Origin of the sequence: Rhizobium sp. CFBP 8762, from assembly GCF_014841565.1 — a bacterium.
Classification (GTDB): Bacteria; Pseudomonadota; Alphaproteobacteria; order Rhizobiales; family Rhizobiaceae; genus CFBP-8762.
Map to the genome: position 1 here is coordinate 293,795 of NZ_JACYUD010000002.1, position 15,156 is coordinate 308,950.

7 protein-coding genes are annotated in these 15,156 nt (G+C 60.6%); 3 read left to right on the forward strand and 4 right to left on the reverse strand.

What is annotated here, in order from left to right; all coding sequences use genetic code 11:
• Nucleotides 1-5 precede the first annotated feature (5 nt).
• The 3 genes from IFT84_RS06575 to fdhA all read left to right on the forward strand — a co-directional run bounded on the left by IFT84_RS06575 (nucleotide 6) and on the right by fdhA (nucleotide 8,843).
• Nucleotides 6-5,459, forward strand: a complete 5,454-nt coding sequence (locus tag IFT84_RS06575) for an alpha-2-macroglobulin family protein (protein WP_192117866.1) — start codon at nucleotides 6-8, stop codon at nucleotides 5,457-5,459.
• The gene (gene pbpC / locus IFT84_RS06580) at nucleotides 5,456-7,549 is read left to right on the forward strand and encodes a penicillin-binding protein 1C (RefSeq protein WP_192117867.1); all 2,094 of its coding nucleotides are present in this window, start codon (nucleotides 5,456-5,458) and stop codon (nucleotides 7,547-7,549) included. The genes IFT84_RS06575 and pbpC overlap by 4 nt, the downstream gene beginning before the upstream one ends.
• Nucleotides 7,550-7,658: 109 nt before the next feature.
• Complete coding sequence (gene fdhA, locus IFT84_RS06585; protein WP_192117868.1) at nucleotides 7,659-8,843, forward strand: formaldehyde dehydrogenase, glutathione-independent; 1,185 nt, start codon at nucleotides 7,659-7,661, stop codon at nucleotides 8,841-8,843.
• A 63-nt stretch (nucleotides 8,844-8,906) separates the two neighbouring features.
• On the opposite strand, the gene IFT84_RS06590 is transcribed toward fdhA, so the two are convergent.
• The 4 genes from IFT84_RS06590 to IFT84_RS06605 form a co-directional block, all read right to left on the reverse strand.
• Entirely contained in the window at nucleotides 8,907-11,333 is a 2,427-nt protein-coding gene (locus tag IFT84_RS06590) for a membrane-bound PQQ-dependent dehydrogenase, glucose/quinate/shikimate family (protein ID WP_192117869.1), read from the reverse strand.
• Nucleotides 11,334-11,461: 128 nt separating this feature from the next.
• Entirely contained in the window at nucleotides 11,462-12,352 is an 891-nt protein-coding gene (locus IFT84_RS06595; protein WP_192117870.1) for an NAD-dependent epimerase/dehydratase family protein, read from the reverse strand.
• Between the two features lie 153 nt (nucleotides 12,353-12,505).
• Nucleotides 12,506-14,167 carry an ABC transporter ATP-binding protein gene (locus IFT84_RS06600; RefSeq protein ID WP_192118324.1) on the reverse strand — a complete coding sequence of 554 codons (1,662 nt, stop codon included), beginning with the start codon at nucleotides 14,165-14,167 and terminating at the stop codon, nucleotides 12,506-12,508.
• A 2-nt stretch (nucleotides 14,168-14,169) separates the two neighbouring features.
• The gene (locus IFT84_RS06605) at nucleotides 14,170-15,114 is read right to left on the reverse strand and encodes an acetamidase/formamidase family protein (protein WP_192117871.1); all 945 of its coding nucleotides are present in this window, start codon (nucleotides 15,112-15,114) and stop codon (nucleotides 14,170-14,172) included.
• Nucleotides 15,115-15,156 lie beyond the last annotated feature (42 nt).

Consider the following 15,156-nt stretch of genomic DNA (forward strand, 5'->3'; position numbering starts at 1 on the left):
ATATGATGACATTGCGTGCTTTTGCTGGATTTCTCGTTGCGACCATAATGGCGGTTGCCTCTGCCCTTACCCCTTCCTTGGCGCAGGACGCAACCCGCACCATCGTTACCACTCCGGACCGCGACTATTTCGGCTTTGATTTGCGCACCGAGCGCGATGTCACGCTCGACGAATGCTCCCAAGCCTGCATAGACGATACACAGTGCAAGGCTTTCACATACAATCCGAAGGTTAGCTGGTGCTTCCTGAAGTCCGACTTTAACCAGTTGAACCCGTTTGTGGGCGCGGTCGCAGGCAAGATCGTTGAACAGTCCGCTGAGCCTGATATTGGAGCCGCTCCGCGTCTCACCTTCCTGTCCGATTCGGTTTACAACAACGCAAAATCGCTGAAAAGCGATCTGCGCCGTCCACCCGAACTTGAGGGTCAGGGTCAGGCCTCCATCCTTGCTGCCGCCGCGCAAGCCGCCCAGAATGGGGAGGTAGGCAGCACCGCCAGCCTCTACCGCTCAGCGCTATCGCTCACCCCCGATAATTCTGCCTTGTGGTTGCAGATGGTCACGGCCCTTGAGCCATTTGAATCCGCCAGTGCACAGGAGATGGTGTCTGCATCGCTCAACGCCTATCAGTTGAGCCGCACCACCCGTGCCCGTGCGGATGCGCTGACGTCGCTCGCTGTTTCGCTGGAGAAAGCACAGTCCTACCGCGACGCCATCAACGCCTACAAGGCCAGTCTCGCGCTCATCAATTCCAAACCCGTTCGCCTCGCCTTTCTTGATCTCAAAGCACGGCAAGGCTTCCGCGTCATTGGCAATACGGTTGATGCCGACAGTGCCGATCCGCGTGCCTGCGTACAGTTTTCCGAGCCGCTGGTGAAAACCGGCGTGGACTACGCGCCCTTCGTGACCCTGAACGGTGCACCGCCCAAGGCCATGGAGGCCAAGGACCGTGAAATCTGCGTGGAAGGCCTGACGCATGGCGAGCGCTACACCATCGCGCTGCGGTCCGGCCTGCCGTCTTCGGTGGAAGAGGTTCTGGAAGCCCCCGTTGGCGTCGATGTCTACATCAAGGATCGCTCCGCCTCCGTGCGCTTCACCGGCGATGCGTTTGTCCTGCCATCCACGGCGCGGCGCGGCATTCCGCTGGTATCGGTCAACACCGCTAGCGCCAATCTCAAGCTCTACCGCATCGGCGACCGCGCCATGGTACCGCTGATCACCAGCTCGCAATTCCTGACACAGCTTAGTGGGTATGGTGCTGACCAGATCAATGAAAACAACGGCGAACTCGTCTGGCAGGGCTCTATCGATATCGCTTCTGACCTGAACAAGGACGTGACGACCAGCTTCCCGGTGGATGAGGCCCTGCCGGAGCGCAAGCCCGGCGTCTACGTGCTGACGGCTTCGGCCAAGGATGCCCGCACCGAGCAGTGGGACAGTCAGGCAACCCAGTGGTTCGTGGTCTCCGATACCGGCCTGAGCACGTACACGGCCACGGACGGGCTGACTGTGTTTGCCCGCTCGCTCGCCAGTGCCGAGCCGATTGCCGATGTGGAACTGCAACTGCTTGCCCGCAACAATGAGATTCTAGGCACAGCCACCACCGACAGCGACGGTCGCGCCACATTTACCGCCGGGCTGACACGCGGAACCGCATCACTGGTCCCCGCCATGCTGACCGCCCGCAACGGCGACAGTGATTATGTCTTTTTGGACCTGACCCGCGCTGGCTTCGACCTGTCCGACCGGGGCGTAACCGGGCGTGCTGCACCGGGCGAAATCGACGTTCTGGCATGGACCGAGCGCGGCATCTACCGCCCCGGCGAGACCGTGCATGTGTCTGCGCTGGCCCGCGATATCAACGCCATGGCGATCGAAAACCTGCCGCTGACCTTCGTCTTCAACCGGCCGGATGGCGTGGAAGACCGCCGCATGGTTCAAAATGGTGAAGCGCTCGGTGGCTATACGCTGGATCTGCCACTTCAGAACAGCGCCATGCGCGGCACATGGACCGTGCAGATCTATACCGATCCCAAGCGCGCACCCATCGGCAGCAGCCAGTTCATGGTCGATGATTTCGTGCCAGACCGGATCGAGTTCGATATTGCCAGCACGGCCAAGTCTATCGTCGTCGGCGAACCCGCCGCTGTCACCATTGATGGCCGCTATCTCTATGGCGCACCCGCTGCCGGGTTGTCCATTGAGGGTGATGTGACACTGAAGCCAACGCGCACGCGTGAGGATATGCCCGGCTACCTCTTCGGCTTGGCAGACGAGGAGCAAAGCGAAGACACCCGCATAGCGCTGGATGATTTGCCCACACTGGACGAGCAGGGCAAGGCAACCTTTGATGTGTCCTTGAGTGAAGTACCCTCCACAACGCAAGGTTTGACGGCCAATGTCGTGGTGCGTATGCGCGAGGCCGGTGGCCGCGCTGTGGAGCGCGCGCTGTCCCTGCCCGTCAAACCGGCTGGCGATATGATTGGTATTCTGCCGGAGTTTTCCGGCGATCTGTCGGAAAATTCGGTTGGCACGTTCCGCGTGGCCGTGGTGGATGCCGAGGGGCAGAAACAGGCAAAAGCCGGTCTCCTCTGGAAGCTGCTGAAGGTCAACCGCGATTACCAGTGGTATCGCGATGGCGGCTCGTGGCGCTATGAGCCTGTGCTGTCCACCTCTCAGGTTGCCAATGGCACGGTGGATGCGACGGTGGATGGAGGGACAATTTCCACCCCGGTCCAGTGGGGCCGCTACCGGCTGGAGGTGGAAACAACCGATGGCGACGGCCCCGTCTCGAGCGTGGAATTTGACGCCGGATACTACGTGCAGTCCACATCGACAGAAACGCCCGATGGGCTGGAAATTGCTCTGGACAAGCCTGCCTATGCGGTCGGCGAAACCGCGACACTGAAAGTATCCCCGCGCTTTGCGGGCAAGCTTCTGGTAACCGTCGGTGCTGAAAAGCTGGTGACCACCGTAGAAGCCGATATCGGCGAAGACGGCGGTGAAGTCTCCCTGCCGGTAACCGAAGACTGGGGTGCAGGTGCCTACGTCACCGCCACCCTGTACCGCCCCGGCGAGGCGCAGGAAAGCCGTATGCCGATGCGCGCCATCGGCGTCAAATGGCTGACCGTAGACCCCGGCACCCGTAAGCTTGCTGTCAAACTGACCCCGCCGGCACAGACCTTGCCCCGCCAGCCTCTGTCCATTCCGGTGGAAATCTCCGGCGCGGGTGTGGACGACGAAGCCTATGTCACCATCGCTGCGGTGGATGTCGGCATTCTCAACCTCACGCGCTACACAGCGCCCGATCCCGATGGCTGGTATTTCGGCCAGCGCCGCCTTGGTCTCGAGATCCGCGATATCTACGGTCGCCTGATCGACGGGTCTCTTGGCGCCACCGGACGCCTGCGCACCGGTGGCGATGGCGGACAAATGCCGCTGCAAGGCAATCCGCCGAAAGAAAAGCTGGTCGCGTTTTTTGCCGGTCCGGTCAAGCTGGACAGCGATGGCAAGGCCGTCATTTCCTTCGATATTCCGCAGTTCAACGGCACGGCACGGATTATGGCGGTTGCCTGGTCCAAGGCCGGTGTCGGCCACGCTTCGACGGACGTCGTCATCCGCGACCCGCTTGTCGTCACCGCCAGCGCACCGAAGTTTCTGGCCCCCGGCGATCAGGCTTCCCTGCGGCTGGATACTGCCAACACGGATGCCCCGGCAGGCGATTACACCCTGACGGTGACAAGCAACACAACCGTCACCGTCGACAATGGTCAGGTCACGCGCACACTGACACTGCCGGCCAGCGGCAAGACAGATATAACCCTGCCGCTGATTGCCGAAAGCCCCGGCGAAGGCACCATATCCATGACCGTGTCCAACGCATCCGGCTTGTCCTTGCAGCAGACGCTGACGGTGCCGGTGCGCGCCATCCCCCTGCCGCTCACTGTGCGCAGGCCCATCGAGATTGGCAGCGGCAAGAGCCTGACCGTCAACGCCGATCTTCTGGCCGATAGTCTGGTTCAGGGCGCGTTTGTCAGCGTTAACGTCACACGGGCTGCCGCGTTCGATATCCCGGCGCTGATCCTGTCTCTTGACCGCTACCCGTATGGCTGCGCGGAGCAGACAACCAGCCGGGCCTTGCCCCTGCTCTACTACGGTGATTTGGCAAAGCAGGCCGGTTTGCCTGAGGATACGGACCTTCCCAAACGCATACAGGATGCCGTCTACCGTGTGCTGTCCTATCAGTCCTCGGCAGGCAGTTTCGGTCTTTGGGCTCCCGGATCTGGCGATTTATGGCTGGACGCCTATGTCACCGATTTCCTGACCCGCGCACGCGAACAGAAGTTTGATGTGCCGGAACAGGCCATGGTGCAGGCGCTGGATAACCTGCAAAACGCATCCGGATACGATGATAACGTTCAGGATCGCGGCAACGAGATCGCTTACGCTCTCTACGTACTGGCTCGCAACCGCAAGGCCGCCATCAGCGACCTCAGGTACTACGCCGATACGAAGCTTGGTGAATTCCCGACACCGCTGGCCAAGGCCCATCTGGCAGCAGCACTTTCGCTGTACGGCGATGCCCAGCGGGCCGCCAGCGTATTTGAGGAAGCGGCAAGCATGGCGCAACAGGGCAACACTGCCTCCCTCGCCCGCTCCGATTACGGCTCGGCGCTCCGCGATGGCGCAGCCGTGCTGGCACTCGCCGCAGAAAGCCGCCCCGTCCCGCCCGTCGTGGCCTCGTTGATCAAAACCGTGGCAAAGGAATGGAATGCGAAAAAGTACACCAGCACGCAGGAGCAGGCATGGATGCTGCTGGCGGCCCGTGCCCTGCAACAGGGCGATGCCACGATTGCGCTCACCATCGACGGAAACGCGCACAGCGGCGGCTTCTCGAAAACCCTGTCAGGAGATGCGCTGTTGCAAAGCCCGACAACCATCACCAATACGGGGGATGATACTATCTGGGGTGTCGTGACCAGCGTCGCAGCACCGGTGACACCGCTGCCTGCTGGCGGCGATGGCTTCACCATTGAGCGCAGCACCTACAATCTGGATGGAACGCCGGTTAATATCAGCGAGGCCAAACAGAACGAGCGGTATGTGGTGGTGCTGAAGGCAACACAGACCAACAATCTGGACGCCCGCGTTCTAATACAGGACCTGCTGCCAGCCGGTTTGGAGATTGACAATCCAAGCCTTGTCAACAGTGCACAACTGAGCAACTTTGAATGGCTGGGAGAGGTTGAACCCGCCCATATGGAGTTCCGCAACGATCGTTTTGTCGCCGCCTTTGACCGTTCGAGCGGAGACACCAGCGATATGACGCTGGCTTATGTGGTGCGTGCCGTCACCCCCGGCACCTACGACTACCCCGCCGCCAATATTGAAGACATGTACCGTCCGCAGTTTTCTGCCCGCACAGCAACATCGCGCATGGAGGTTACGCAAGCACAGGAATGATCGCGCCTTTCACGCATCGGCTGGCCATTTTCTGCGCTGTTGTCGCCAATGGCGTTTTGGCGGCGGCACTGACATTCGGTCTACGCGCAGCGGACGAGGCCTTTCCGCCGCCGCTGGAACAGGCAAATCAGGTATCCGTAGAGGTGGTTGATGCCGATGGCAAACTGCTGCGGGCCTTCGCGACCCCGGAAGGCCGCTGGCGGCTGAAAACGACTGCTGAGAATGTCGATCCGCAATTCCTGCGCATGCTGGTGGCCTATGAAGACCAGCGTTTCTGGCAGCATGGCGGCATTGACCCGTTGGCGTTGCTGAGAGCAAGCGGTCAGTTGCTGCGCCATGGCCGCATTATTTCCGGCGCATCGACGCTGTCCATGCAGGTTGCCCGGCTGATCGAACCGCGCGAAAGCCGCTCTCTGCTGGCAAAACTACGTCAGGTTTCGCGCGCCGTGCAACTGGAGCGCCGCTTCACAAAATCGGAACTGCTGGATCTCTACCTGACGCACGCCCCCTATGGCGGAAATCTGGAGGGCATTCGCGCCGCCAGCCTCGCCTATTTCGGCAAGGAGCCCAAACGGCTGACTGTTGCGCAATCGGCCTTGCTGGTTGCCCTGCCGCAATTGCCGGAAAAGCGCCGCCCGGACCGGCATTTGCAAGCCGCTACCGCTGCGCGCAACCGGGTCTTGACCCGCATGGCCGTTGCCGATCTCATTGGTGATGGCGAGGCAGAGCGGGCCGAACAATCCCCCGTACCGGATCGCCGCCTGCAATTGCCCGCCTTCGCCGCACATGTAGCCCAGGCAGCCCGCGCCAGAAACAGAGGCGTGGACCGCCACACCACCTCACTGCGCCGCAGCATACAGGAGGGCCTTGAGGCTGTGGCAAAATCCGCTGCCGCAGGCCTTGGTCCCAAGGTTTCGATTGCCATGGTCATGGCCGATGCAAAGACCGGCGAAATCGTTGGTGAGGTCGGCTCCGCCGACTACTTTAATGCTGAGCGGTCCGGCTGGATTGATATGACGCGCGTCAAGCGCTCGCCCGGCTCAACCCTGAAACCGTTTATCTACGGGCTGGCGTTCGAGGAAGGGCTGGTGGCGCAGGAAACCATCATCGAGGACCGTCCCGCTGACTTCTTTGGCTATCGCCCGCGCAATTTTGATATGCAGTACCAGGGCGATGTCAGCATCCGCCAAGCCCTGCAATTGTCGCTAAATGTGCCTGCCGTCAAACTGCTGGACGCGGTTGCCCCTTCCCGCCTGATGGTGCGGTTTCGCCGCGCCGATGTGCGCCCGGTGCTGCCACCCAATGAAACGCCCGGACTGGCTATCGGCCTTGGCGGCGTCGGCATCACGCTTGAGGATCTGGTGCAGCTCTATGCGGCCCTTGCCAATCGTGGCGTGCCGGTGCGCCTCGGCGATGGCGTCACGCGACAGGCAGGCCTGATCGATGGTGAGCCGCTGCTGGATATGGCGGCGGCATGGCAGGTTTCGGATATTCTGGCGGGCATCAATCCCCCGACAGGAATCAACCGGCGCGGCATCGCCTACAAAACCGGCACCAGCTACGGCTACCGCGATGCGTGGTCGGTGGGGTATGATGGGCGGCACGTGCTGGGCGTGTGGGTCGGCAGGCCGGACAATGGCGCGGTGCCCGGCATTTCCGGCTTCGCCACCGCCGCCCCCATCCTATTTGAAGCGTTTGCCCGCTCCGGCGTGGCACTGACGCCCCTGCCCGGCGCACCCGCTGGCAGCCTGCGGCTGGCCGCCACGCAGTTGCCCGTGAGCCAACGGCGCTTTACCAAGCAGGCGAACGGCCTTCTGGCCTCTGCGGGGGAAGCCGCCCCCCAGATCGTTTACCCGCCGGAGGGCGCGCGGGTGGAACTGGGCGCAAAGACCGGGGACACAATCGCGCCGCTGGTGCTGAAACTTCAAGGCGGGCGCGCGCCGTTCCGGTGGCTCGCCAATGGCAAACCGCTCAGCGAAACCTCGCGCCGACGGGTGAACCAGTGGGTGCCCGATGGCGGCGGCTTTTCCACATTGACTGTAATCGATGCTGTAGGGCGAGCTGCGAGTGTTCGCGTGTTTATCGATTAAGTCGAAGATAGCGTCGCAAATAGACATATAAGCCGTGTGTCCCATGTTACCCTGTGATGGCCGGTGTGAGGAGCGCAGCCGGTCATCATTCGTTTCAGGGAGGAACAGCATGAGCAGCAACAGAGGCGTCGTGTACCTTGGACCCGGCAAGGTCGAAGTTCAAAATATTGCTGACCCAAAATTTGCGAGCCCGGATGGGCGGCGCATTGAACATGCGGTCATTCTCAAGGTCGTATCGACCAATATCTGCGGTTCGGACCAGCACATGGTGCGCGGACGCACAACGGCCGCGCCGGGGCTTGTCCTCGGCCATGAAATCACTGGCGAGGTCATTGAAAAGGGCAGCGACGTTGAAATGCTCGACGTGGGCGACATCGTTTCCGTGCCGTTCAACGTGGCCTGCGGACGGTGCCGCTGCTGCAAAGCGCAGGACACCGGTGTGTGCCTGACGGTAAACCCCGCGCGGGCAGGCGGTGCCTATGGTTATGTCGACATGGGCGGCTGGATTGGCGGACAGGCAGGCTATGTCATGGTGCCTTACGCTGACTTCAATCTGTTGCGCTTCCCGGACCGGGACCGCGCTATGGAAAAAATCCGCGATCTCACCATGCTGTCTGATATTCTGCCCACCGGTTTTCACGGTGCCGTGCGCGCCGGAGTCGGTGTCGGCTCGGTGGTGTATGTTGCGGGTGCAGGTCCGGTGGGTCTTGCGGCTGCCGCGTCGGCCCGCATTCTGGGCGCAGCCGTGGTTATGGTCGGTGATTTCAACAAGGACCGGCTCGCCCATGCGGCCAAAGTGGGCTTTGAGCCTATCGACCTGTCGCGAAGCGGCAATCTTGGTGACATGATCGCGCAGGTAACCGGCAGCAACGAAGTAGACAGCGCAATCGACGCCGTGGGCTTTGAAGCTGTCGGCCACAGCGGCGGCGAACAGCCTGCCGTGGTGCTGAACCAGATGATGGAAATCACCCGCGCTGCGGGTTCCATCGGCATCCCCGGCCTGTACGTGACCGAAGACCCCGGCGCCGTCGATAACGCTGCCAAAAATGGCAATCTGTCGCTGCGCTTCGGCCTTGGCTGGGCCAAGGCCCAGTCCTTCCACACGGGCCAGACGCCGGTGGTTAAATATCACCGCCAACTGATGCAGGCCATTCTGCACGACCGGCTGAACATTGCCGAAATTGTCAATGCCACCGTTATTTCTCTGGAAGATGCAGCACAGGGCTATGAGAGTTTTGACAAGGGCGTTGCGAAGAAGTTCGTGCTCGACCCACATGGCCTGCTGGCTGCGTAAGCGAACCATAAAAAAAGGCGGATAGACCAAATCTATCCGCCTTTTTGTTTTAATCAAAGCCGATCAAGGCAGAGTGTAGGCGATGACATAATCGCCACGGTCCGGCGACTGGCGGGCACCGCCTGCGGAAATCACCACATACTGCTTGCCGGTCTTGGGCGACTTGTAGCTCATCGGCCCGCCCTGACTTCCCACCGGCAGGCGCTGTTTCCACACTTCCTCACCGGTCGCAGTGCTGAACGCGCGCAGATAGTAGTCCTGCGTTCCGGCAATGAACACCAGACCGCCCTGCGTGGTCAACGTACCACCCAGCGTCGGCATACCAATCGGAATTGGCAGGCCCATCTTGAAGCCCATCGGACCCTGATCCTCAACCGTTCCCACGGGAACCTGCCACAGGATCTTCTGGGTCTTCATGTCGATGGCCGTCATGGTGCCGAACGGCGGCTCCTGGCAGGGAATGCCCAGTTGCGACAGGAAGCGGTTCTTGTTGACGGCGTAAGGCGTACCCTTCATCGGCACGATGCCCATGACGGTGTTGGGTGCTTCACTGCCACTGGCTACAGCTTTCGTAGGAGCCGCCTCCTGCATCTGGATCCAGAGACCGATGCGCATGTCATTCAGAAAGATCGTGTTGGAGTTTGGATCAGTCGAGATACCACCCCAATTCAATCCGCCGAGCGAACCCGGGAAGTTCAGCGCCAGATCCGTGCCGGGAACCGTATAGACGCCATCATACCGCATGCCCTTGAAGGCGATTCTACACAACAGCTGATCGAACGGAGTGGCACCCCACATATCCGCTTCCGTCAAAGTCTGTGCGCCGATCTGCGGCATGCCGACCGAGAGCTTCTGCGTTGGCGCGTAAGGCTCGTTCGGAATTTTACCGGGCTTGACGGCGACGTCTTCCACCTTGGTCAACGGCTGGCCGGTTGCACGGTCCAGAACGAAAATCTGACCGGCCTTGGTGCCGAAGACAAGACCCGGTACGGTTGTGCCATCGGCCTTCGGGAAGTTGATGAACGTCGGCTGCATCGGAACGTCGAAGTCCCAGAGGTCATTGCGAACCGTCTGATACACCCACTTTTCGCGGCCCGTCGTTGCGTCCAGCGCCAGCATGGATGCACCGTACTTATGGTCAAGTTCGGTACGCGTTGCGCCATAGAGGTCGACGGACGAACTGCCGACCGGCATGAACACGGTGTTCAGCGCCGGATCGTAGGACATGGATGCCCAGACATTCGGCGTGGAGCGGGTGTAGGTTACGCCCGGGCCCGGGAGCAGAGTGATATTGGGGTTGCCGGGGTCAAACGCCCAGCGCAGCTGGCCGGTGATGACATCAAAGCCGCGCATAACGCCGCCGGGCATATCAACCTGCACGTTATCAGCCACACGTCCGCCGATGACCACAGTGGTTCCGGCGAGTGTCGGTGCCGAGGTCAGCACATAGCTCGGGTCAGGCGCGTCGCCCAGACCTTCTTTTAGGTCCACCTGACCATTGTTACCAAAACCGGCGCAGAACTCACCGGTATCGGCATCAAGCGCCACGAGAACAGCTGTGATGGTGTTCATCAGAATGCGGCGCTGGCACTGGCTGCCCTCGGGCAGCGTCACCGGAGTAACAGGCGTGGAACCCGGCGCAGTCGGCTGTTCCAGAGGCGCATTCACGTCGAAATAGGCCAGACCACGGCAACGCATCCAGACCTTGGATTGTGCATTGATCTCGCGCTTCCATTTCTCGGCGCCGGTATCGGCGTCAAGTGCGATCACATTGTTGTGCGGTGTGCAGAGGAACACGGTATCACCGACCTGCAACGGGGTCTGCTGATCTTCCGCGCCGCCACCGGTTGGGCTCAGCGGCGTATCGCCGGTGCGATAGGTCCATGCAACCTTGAGGTCTTTGACGTTATCGCGGGTGATCTGATCGAGCGCAACAAACCGGTCACCACCTGATGTATTACCGTAATGCTGCCAGTTTTTCTGTTCGGTCTCGGCTGTCACCGGAGTCAACGGCGTCACGTCGCCGGAGAAGGCAACAGTCGGATGGGGCACGAACATGCCCGCAAAGCCCGCAATCGTCGCAACCGCAAGCACAGCGGCCAGTGCAAATGACGCAGCGTAGACCGGAGTGCGTCCGGTTGCACGCCGCAGCAGCGGGAACGACAGCGCAACAAACACGGCGCCGACAGACATGGCCAGCAGACGCGAGATCAGAGGCCAAAAGTCAAGCCCGGCTTCCCAAACCGCCCAGATGGCAGTGGCTACGAAAACCAGCCCAAACAGCAGCGCACCTGATGGTTTCCGCCGGATAATCTGCACGCCGGACGCGATGAGGGCGACCCCGGCTATGGCGAAATACCAGCTTCCGCCGCGGCGAATGAGTTCTGCGCCACCGATCAGAAAGAACAGACCGGCTGCGACGATGACGAAACCAAGAATGGCCAGCCAAACCTTGGCTAGCCCCGATGGAGATTGTATTGTGTCAGGCACCAGAGGTCCCCTCCGTATTCACTAATTGACAAATGTCTTTGCGTCTTAGCTGATTCCACGGAAGAATACAGTCCCTTTGCATGTAAAGTTGACTCGAATTATCAGAATTAAACGCTGATTGAGTTTGGCTATTTTACATACTGCCGCCAGTTATGCGCCTCCCGGAAGCCAAGAACCTCACGCGCCTTGCGGTTGGAAATCGGTGCCTCAAACTCGTCCATATCGCGTTTCAGTGGAATATCCGGCGCGTATGTACGCAGAAATTCTCTGGTCGGCTCCCGCGCTGTTATTGTGTCGTTAACCGCGTTGAACACCTGAAAACCGAGGCCATCCGTCTCGATGCAGAGACGCGCGATTTCGCCCAGATCACGCGCATCGATATAGCTCCACGCATTGCGTTTGCGTGACATCGGGTCATCCAGAAACGCCGGAAACTTGTCATATTCATCCGGCTCGATCACATTGCCGATGCGCAACGCGTAGATGTCAGCGCCGGTCCGCATGGCAAAGGCACGAGCGGTTTTTTCGCCCACCACTTTAGACAGACCGTAGCTGTCCATCGGATCGACATCGTAATCTTCCTCCAGTGGAAAATGATGGTAATCCTTGTCCCCTTCGGCAAAACACACACCATAGGTGGTCTCGCTTGAAGCGATGATGACCTTGCGGATACCCAGTTTAACGGCCGCTTCGATCACGTTATAGGTCGAGGTCACATTGTCATGAAACGTGACATTGTCTGGCTGGATCAGAACACGGGGTATGGCGGCAAAGTGGACCACGGCGTCCACCGGCTCCGGCCCCGTGCCCGTCTCAAAACCTTCGAAGCCAAAATGTTGGGACAAGGCGTTGAAGGTCTGCCCGCTGTCGGTCAGATCGGTGATCAGCGTGTTCACACCGGGATAATCGAGCGGTTTCAGGTCGAGGTTGAGAACCTCATAGCCCGCCTCCACCAGATGAGGTACAGCATGACGCCCCGCCTTGCCACTGCCGCCTGTAAAAATAATGCGCTTTTTCATTGTGCTCTCCCGTTCCTGTTGATGACTCGGGAAAGCCTTGAGACGGAAAGACGTTCCTACAGCATCGGCCCGAAAATCGGAATCAATTTTCGGGCCGATGCGTAGAGTCAAAGAGTTAGAGCGACCTTCGCGTCCTAATGGACGCGCGGCGCTTTAGGCAACCCGCCGTTTGGGATCCGGTATTGGTACGGCGGCCATCAAAGCGCGGGTGTAGTCATCGCGGGGGTTTTCGAAAACGTCGCGGCGCGTTCCCATTTCCACGATCTTTCCGCCGCGCATCACAGCCACATGATGCGACATACGCTCCACCACTGCCATGTCGTGGGAAATAAACAGGTAAGCGAGACCCATGGTTTCCTGCAATTCCAGCATTAGGTCCAGCACGCGGGCGCGCACGGACACATCCAGCGCCGCAACGCTTTCATCGGCCACGATCAGCTTGGGTTTCAACGCCAGAGCGCGGGCAATGCAGATGCGCTGGCGCTGTCCGCCGGAAAATTCGTGCGGATAGCGGCTAGCCGCATCCGGCTGCAGACCAACGCGAGCCAGAAGCTCCGCTACGCGGTCCGCCCGCTCGGTCTTGTCACCTATACCGTGAATGATCAGCGGCTCGGCAATGGCCGCACCCACCGCCATGCGCGGATCGAGCGAGGCATAAGGGTCCTGAAAAATCATCTGCGCCGAGCGGCGAACCGGCTGCATCTGCCGCTGGCTGAGGCCCGCAATGTTGCGTCCATCAATCACCACGTCGCCTGCAAAGGGAATAAGGCCCAGCACCGCCTTGCCGGTCGTCGATTTGCCTGATCCGCTTTCCCCCACCAGACCCAGCGTCTGGCCGGGGCGGATATCAAACGATACGCCTTGAACAGCTGCCGCAGCCTGCTTGCGCTTGAACAGGAAACCACCCGCGCCACCATAGGTCACGGTGAGGTTGCTGACGGCCAGCACAGGCGAAGGATCAAGGGATACGGGGCTGGCCGGCACCGGCGTGACGCGCGGCGGGCCGTCGCTACCCGCATGGCTGCCAAGGCGCGGTACGGCGGCCAGCAGTTCCCGCGTGTAGGTCTGCGCGGGTGACTGGAAGATCGGCAACACATTGCCCTGCTCGATCACACGACCGCTCTGCATGATGATGACGCGATCGGCCATTTCCGCCACCACCCCCATATCGTGCGTGATCAGAATGATGCACGCGCCGAACTCCGTTTTCAGCTCCCGCATCAAGGTCAGGATCTGCGCCTGCACCGTCACATCCAGCGCCGTTGTCGGCTCATCGGCGATCAGCACCTTCGGGCGGCAGGACAGCGCCATGGCGATCATGACGCGCTGTCGCATGCCGCCGGAAAGCTCGTGCGGGTACTGCGTCAGGCGTCGTGCGGGGTCGGTGATGTGAACGGCGTCCAGCATGTGTCGGGCGATAACGTCTGCCGCTCCCCCCTCCTCGCCCTGATGCTCGTGGATCGCCTCGCGCATCTGCGCGCCGATGCTCATCACCGGGTTCAGGGATGTCATCGGTTCCTGAAACACCATGGCGACCTCACCGCCGCGCACCGCCCGCATGGCACTGCCGGACAGTTTGGTGAGGTCCTTACCCCCAAGCATGATGCTGCCCGACGACACTTGAAGCGACGCCTTGGGCAAAAGCCCCATGATAGACAGCGAGGTCACGGATTTTCCCGATCCGGACTCGCCTGCAATGCATAAGGTTTCGCCAGAGATCAGGTCGAAACTGATATCGTCCAGCACCCGCCGTAAGCCTTCCGGCGTACGGGCATCGACACAGAGATTGGAAACAGACAGGACCGGGGGCGACATGATCACGAAAAGACAATCCTTGGGAAATAGAAGGACACGACCCAGTTGGGCGCATCGACGATTTCGCTGATGCGCAAATCACCGCAGACCGAGCACAAGAGATAGGCATCGACGGCGCTCATGCCGTGTTCTGCGCCCAGCAGATCGATCATCCGCATCAGCGCTTCGCGTGCACCCGTCATCAGGTCCGGGCCAATGCCGGTGGTCACTTCGTAGCCAGCCCCATCCAGATGCCGGGTGACCGGTTCCGTGGTTGTGAAGCGTGGCGAAATCAACTTGGCATCCTTGACCAGCTCGATGGTGGCTTCCACCTCCATCTGGCTTTCAATGGCCGTGCCGCAAACTTCCCCATCGCCCTGTGCGGCGTGGGTGTCGCCAATGGAAAACAGCGCGCCCTCCACTTCCACCGGCAAATACAGCGTGACCCCGGAGGTAAGGTCGCGAATGTCCAGATTGCCACCTACGCGGCGCGGTGGCACCACGGAGTGCAGGCCCTGCTCTGCAGGTGCCACGCCAATGGTTCCCGCAAACGGCTTCAAAGGCACCTTGCCGCCGGGGCCATACAGTGCGGGTGCCATGCTGCTCGCATCATAGGTCCACATATGTAGTGCGGGGTCCTTGAACTGGTCTGCCAGCAGCCCGAAGCCGGGAATATTGGCCGTCCAGCCCGATCCTGATGGCACGAAGCGGCGAATGGTGACTTTCAGCGCATCGCCGGGTTGCGCACCTTCCACATACACCGGCCCGGTTACCGGGTTGATCTTGCCGAAATCGAGCCCTGCCAGCGTGTCCAGCGTGGCGCCCGCGCCCAATTGGCCACCGGAGGAGTCAAGGCATTCGAAATGAATGGTTTCACCGAACTTGGCGATAACAGCCGGTTCAAAATCGCGGTTCCAGCCAAAATGGTGCTGGGCGCGGTGAATGGTGTGGGCGCAGACGCTGCACATGGGATGTCTCCAGAGTGGGAAAACTCCCCGGCGTAAGATGCC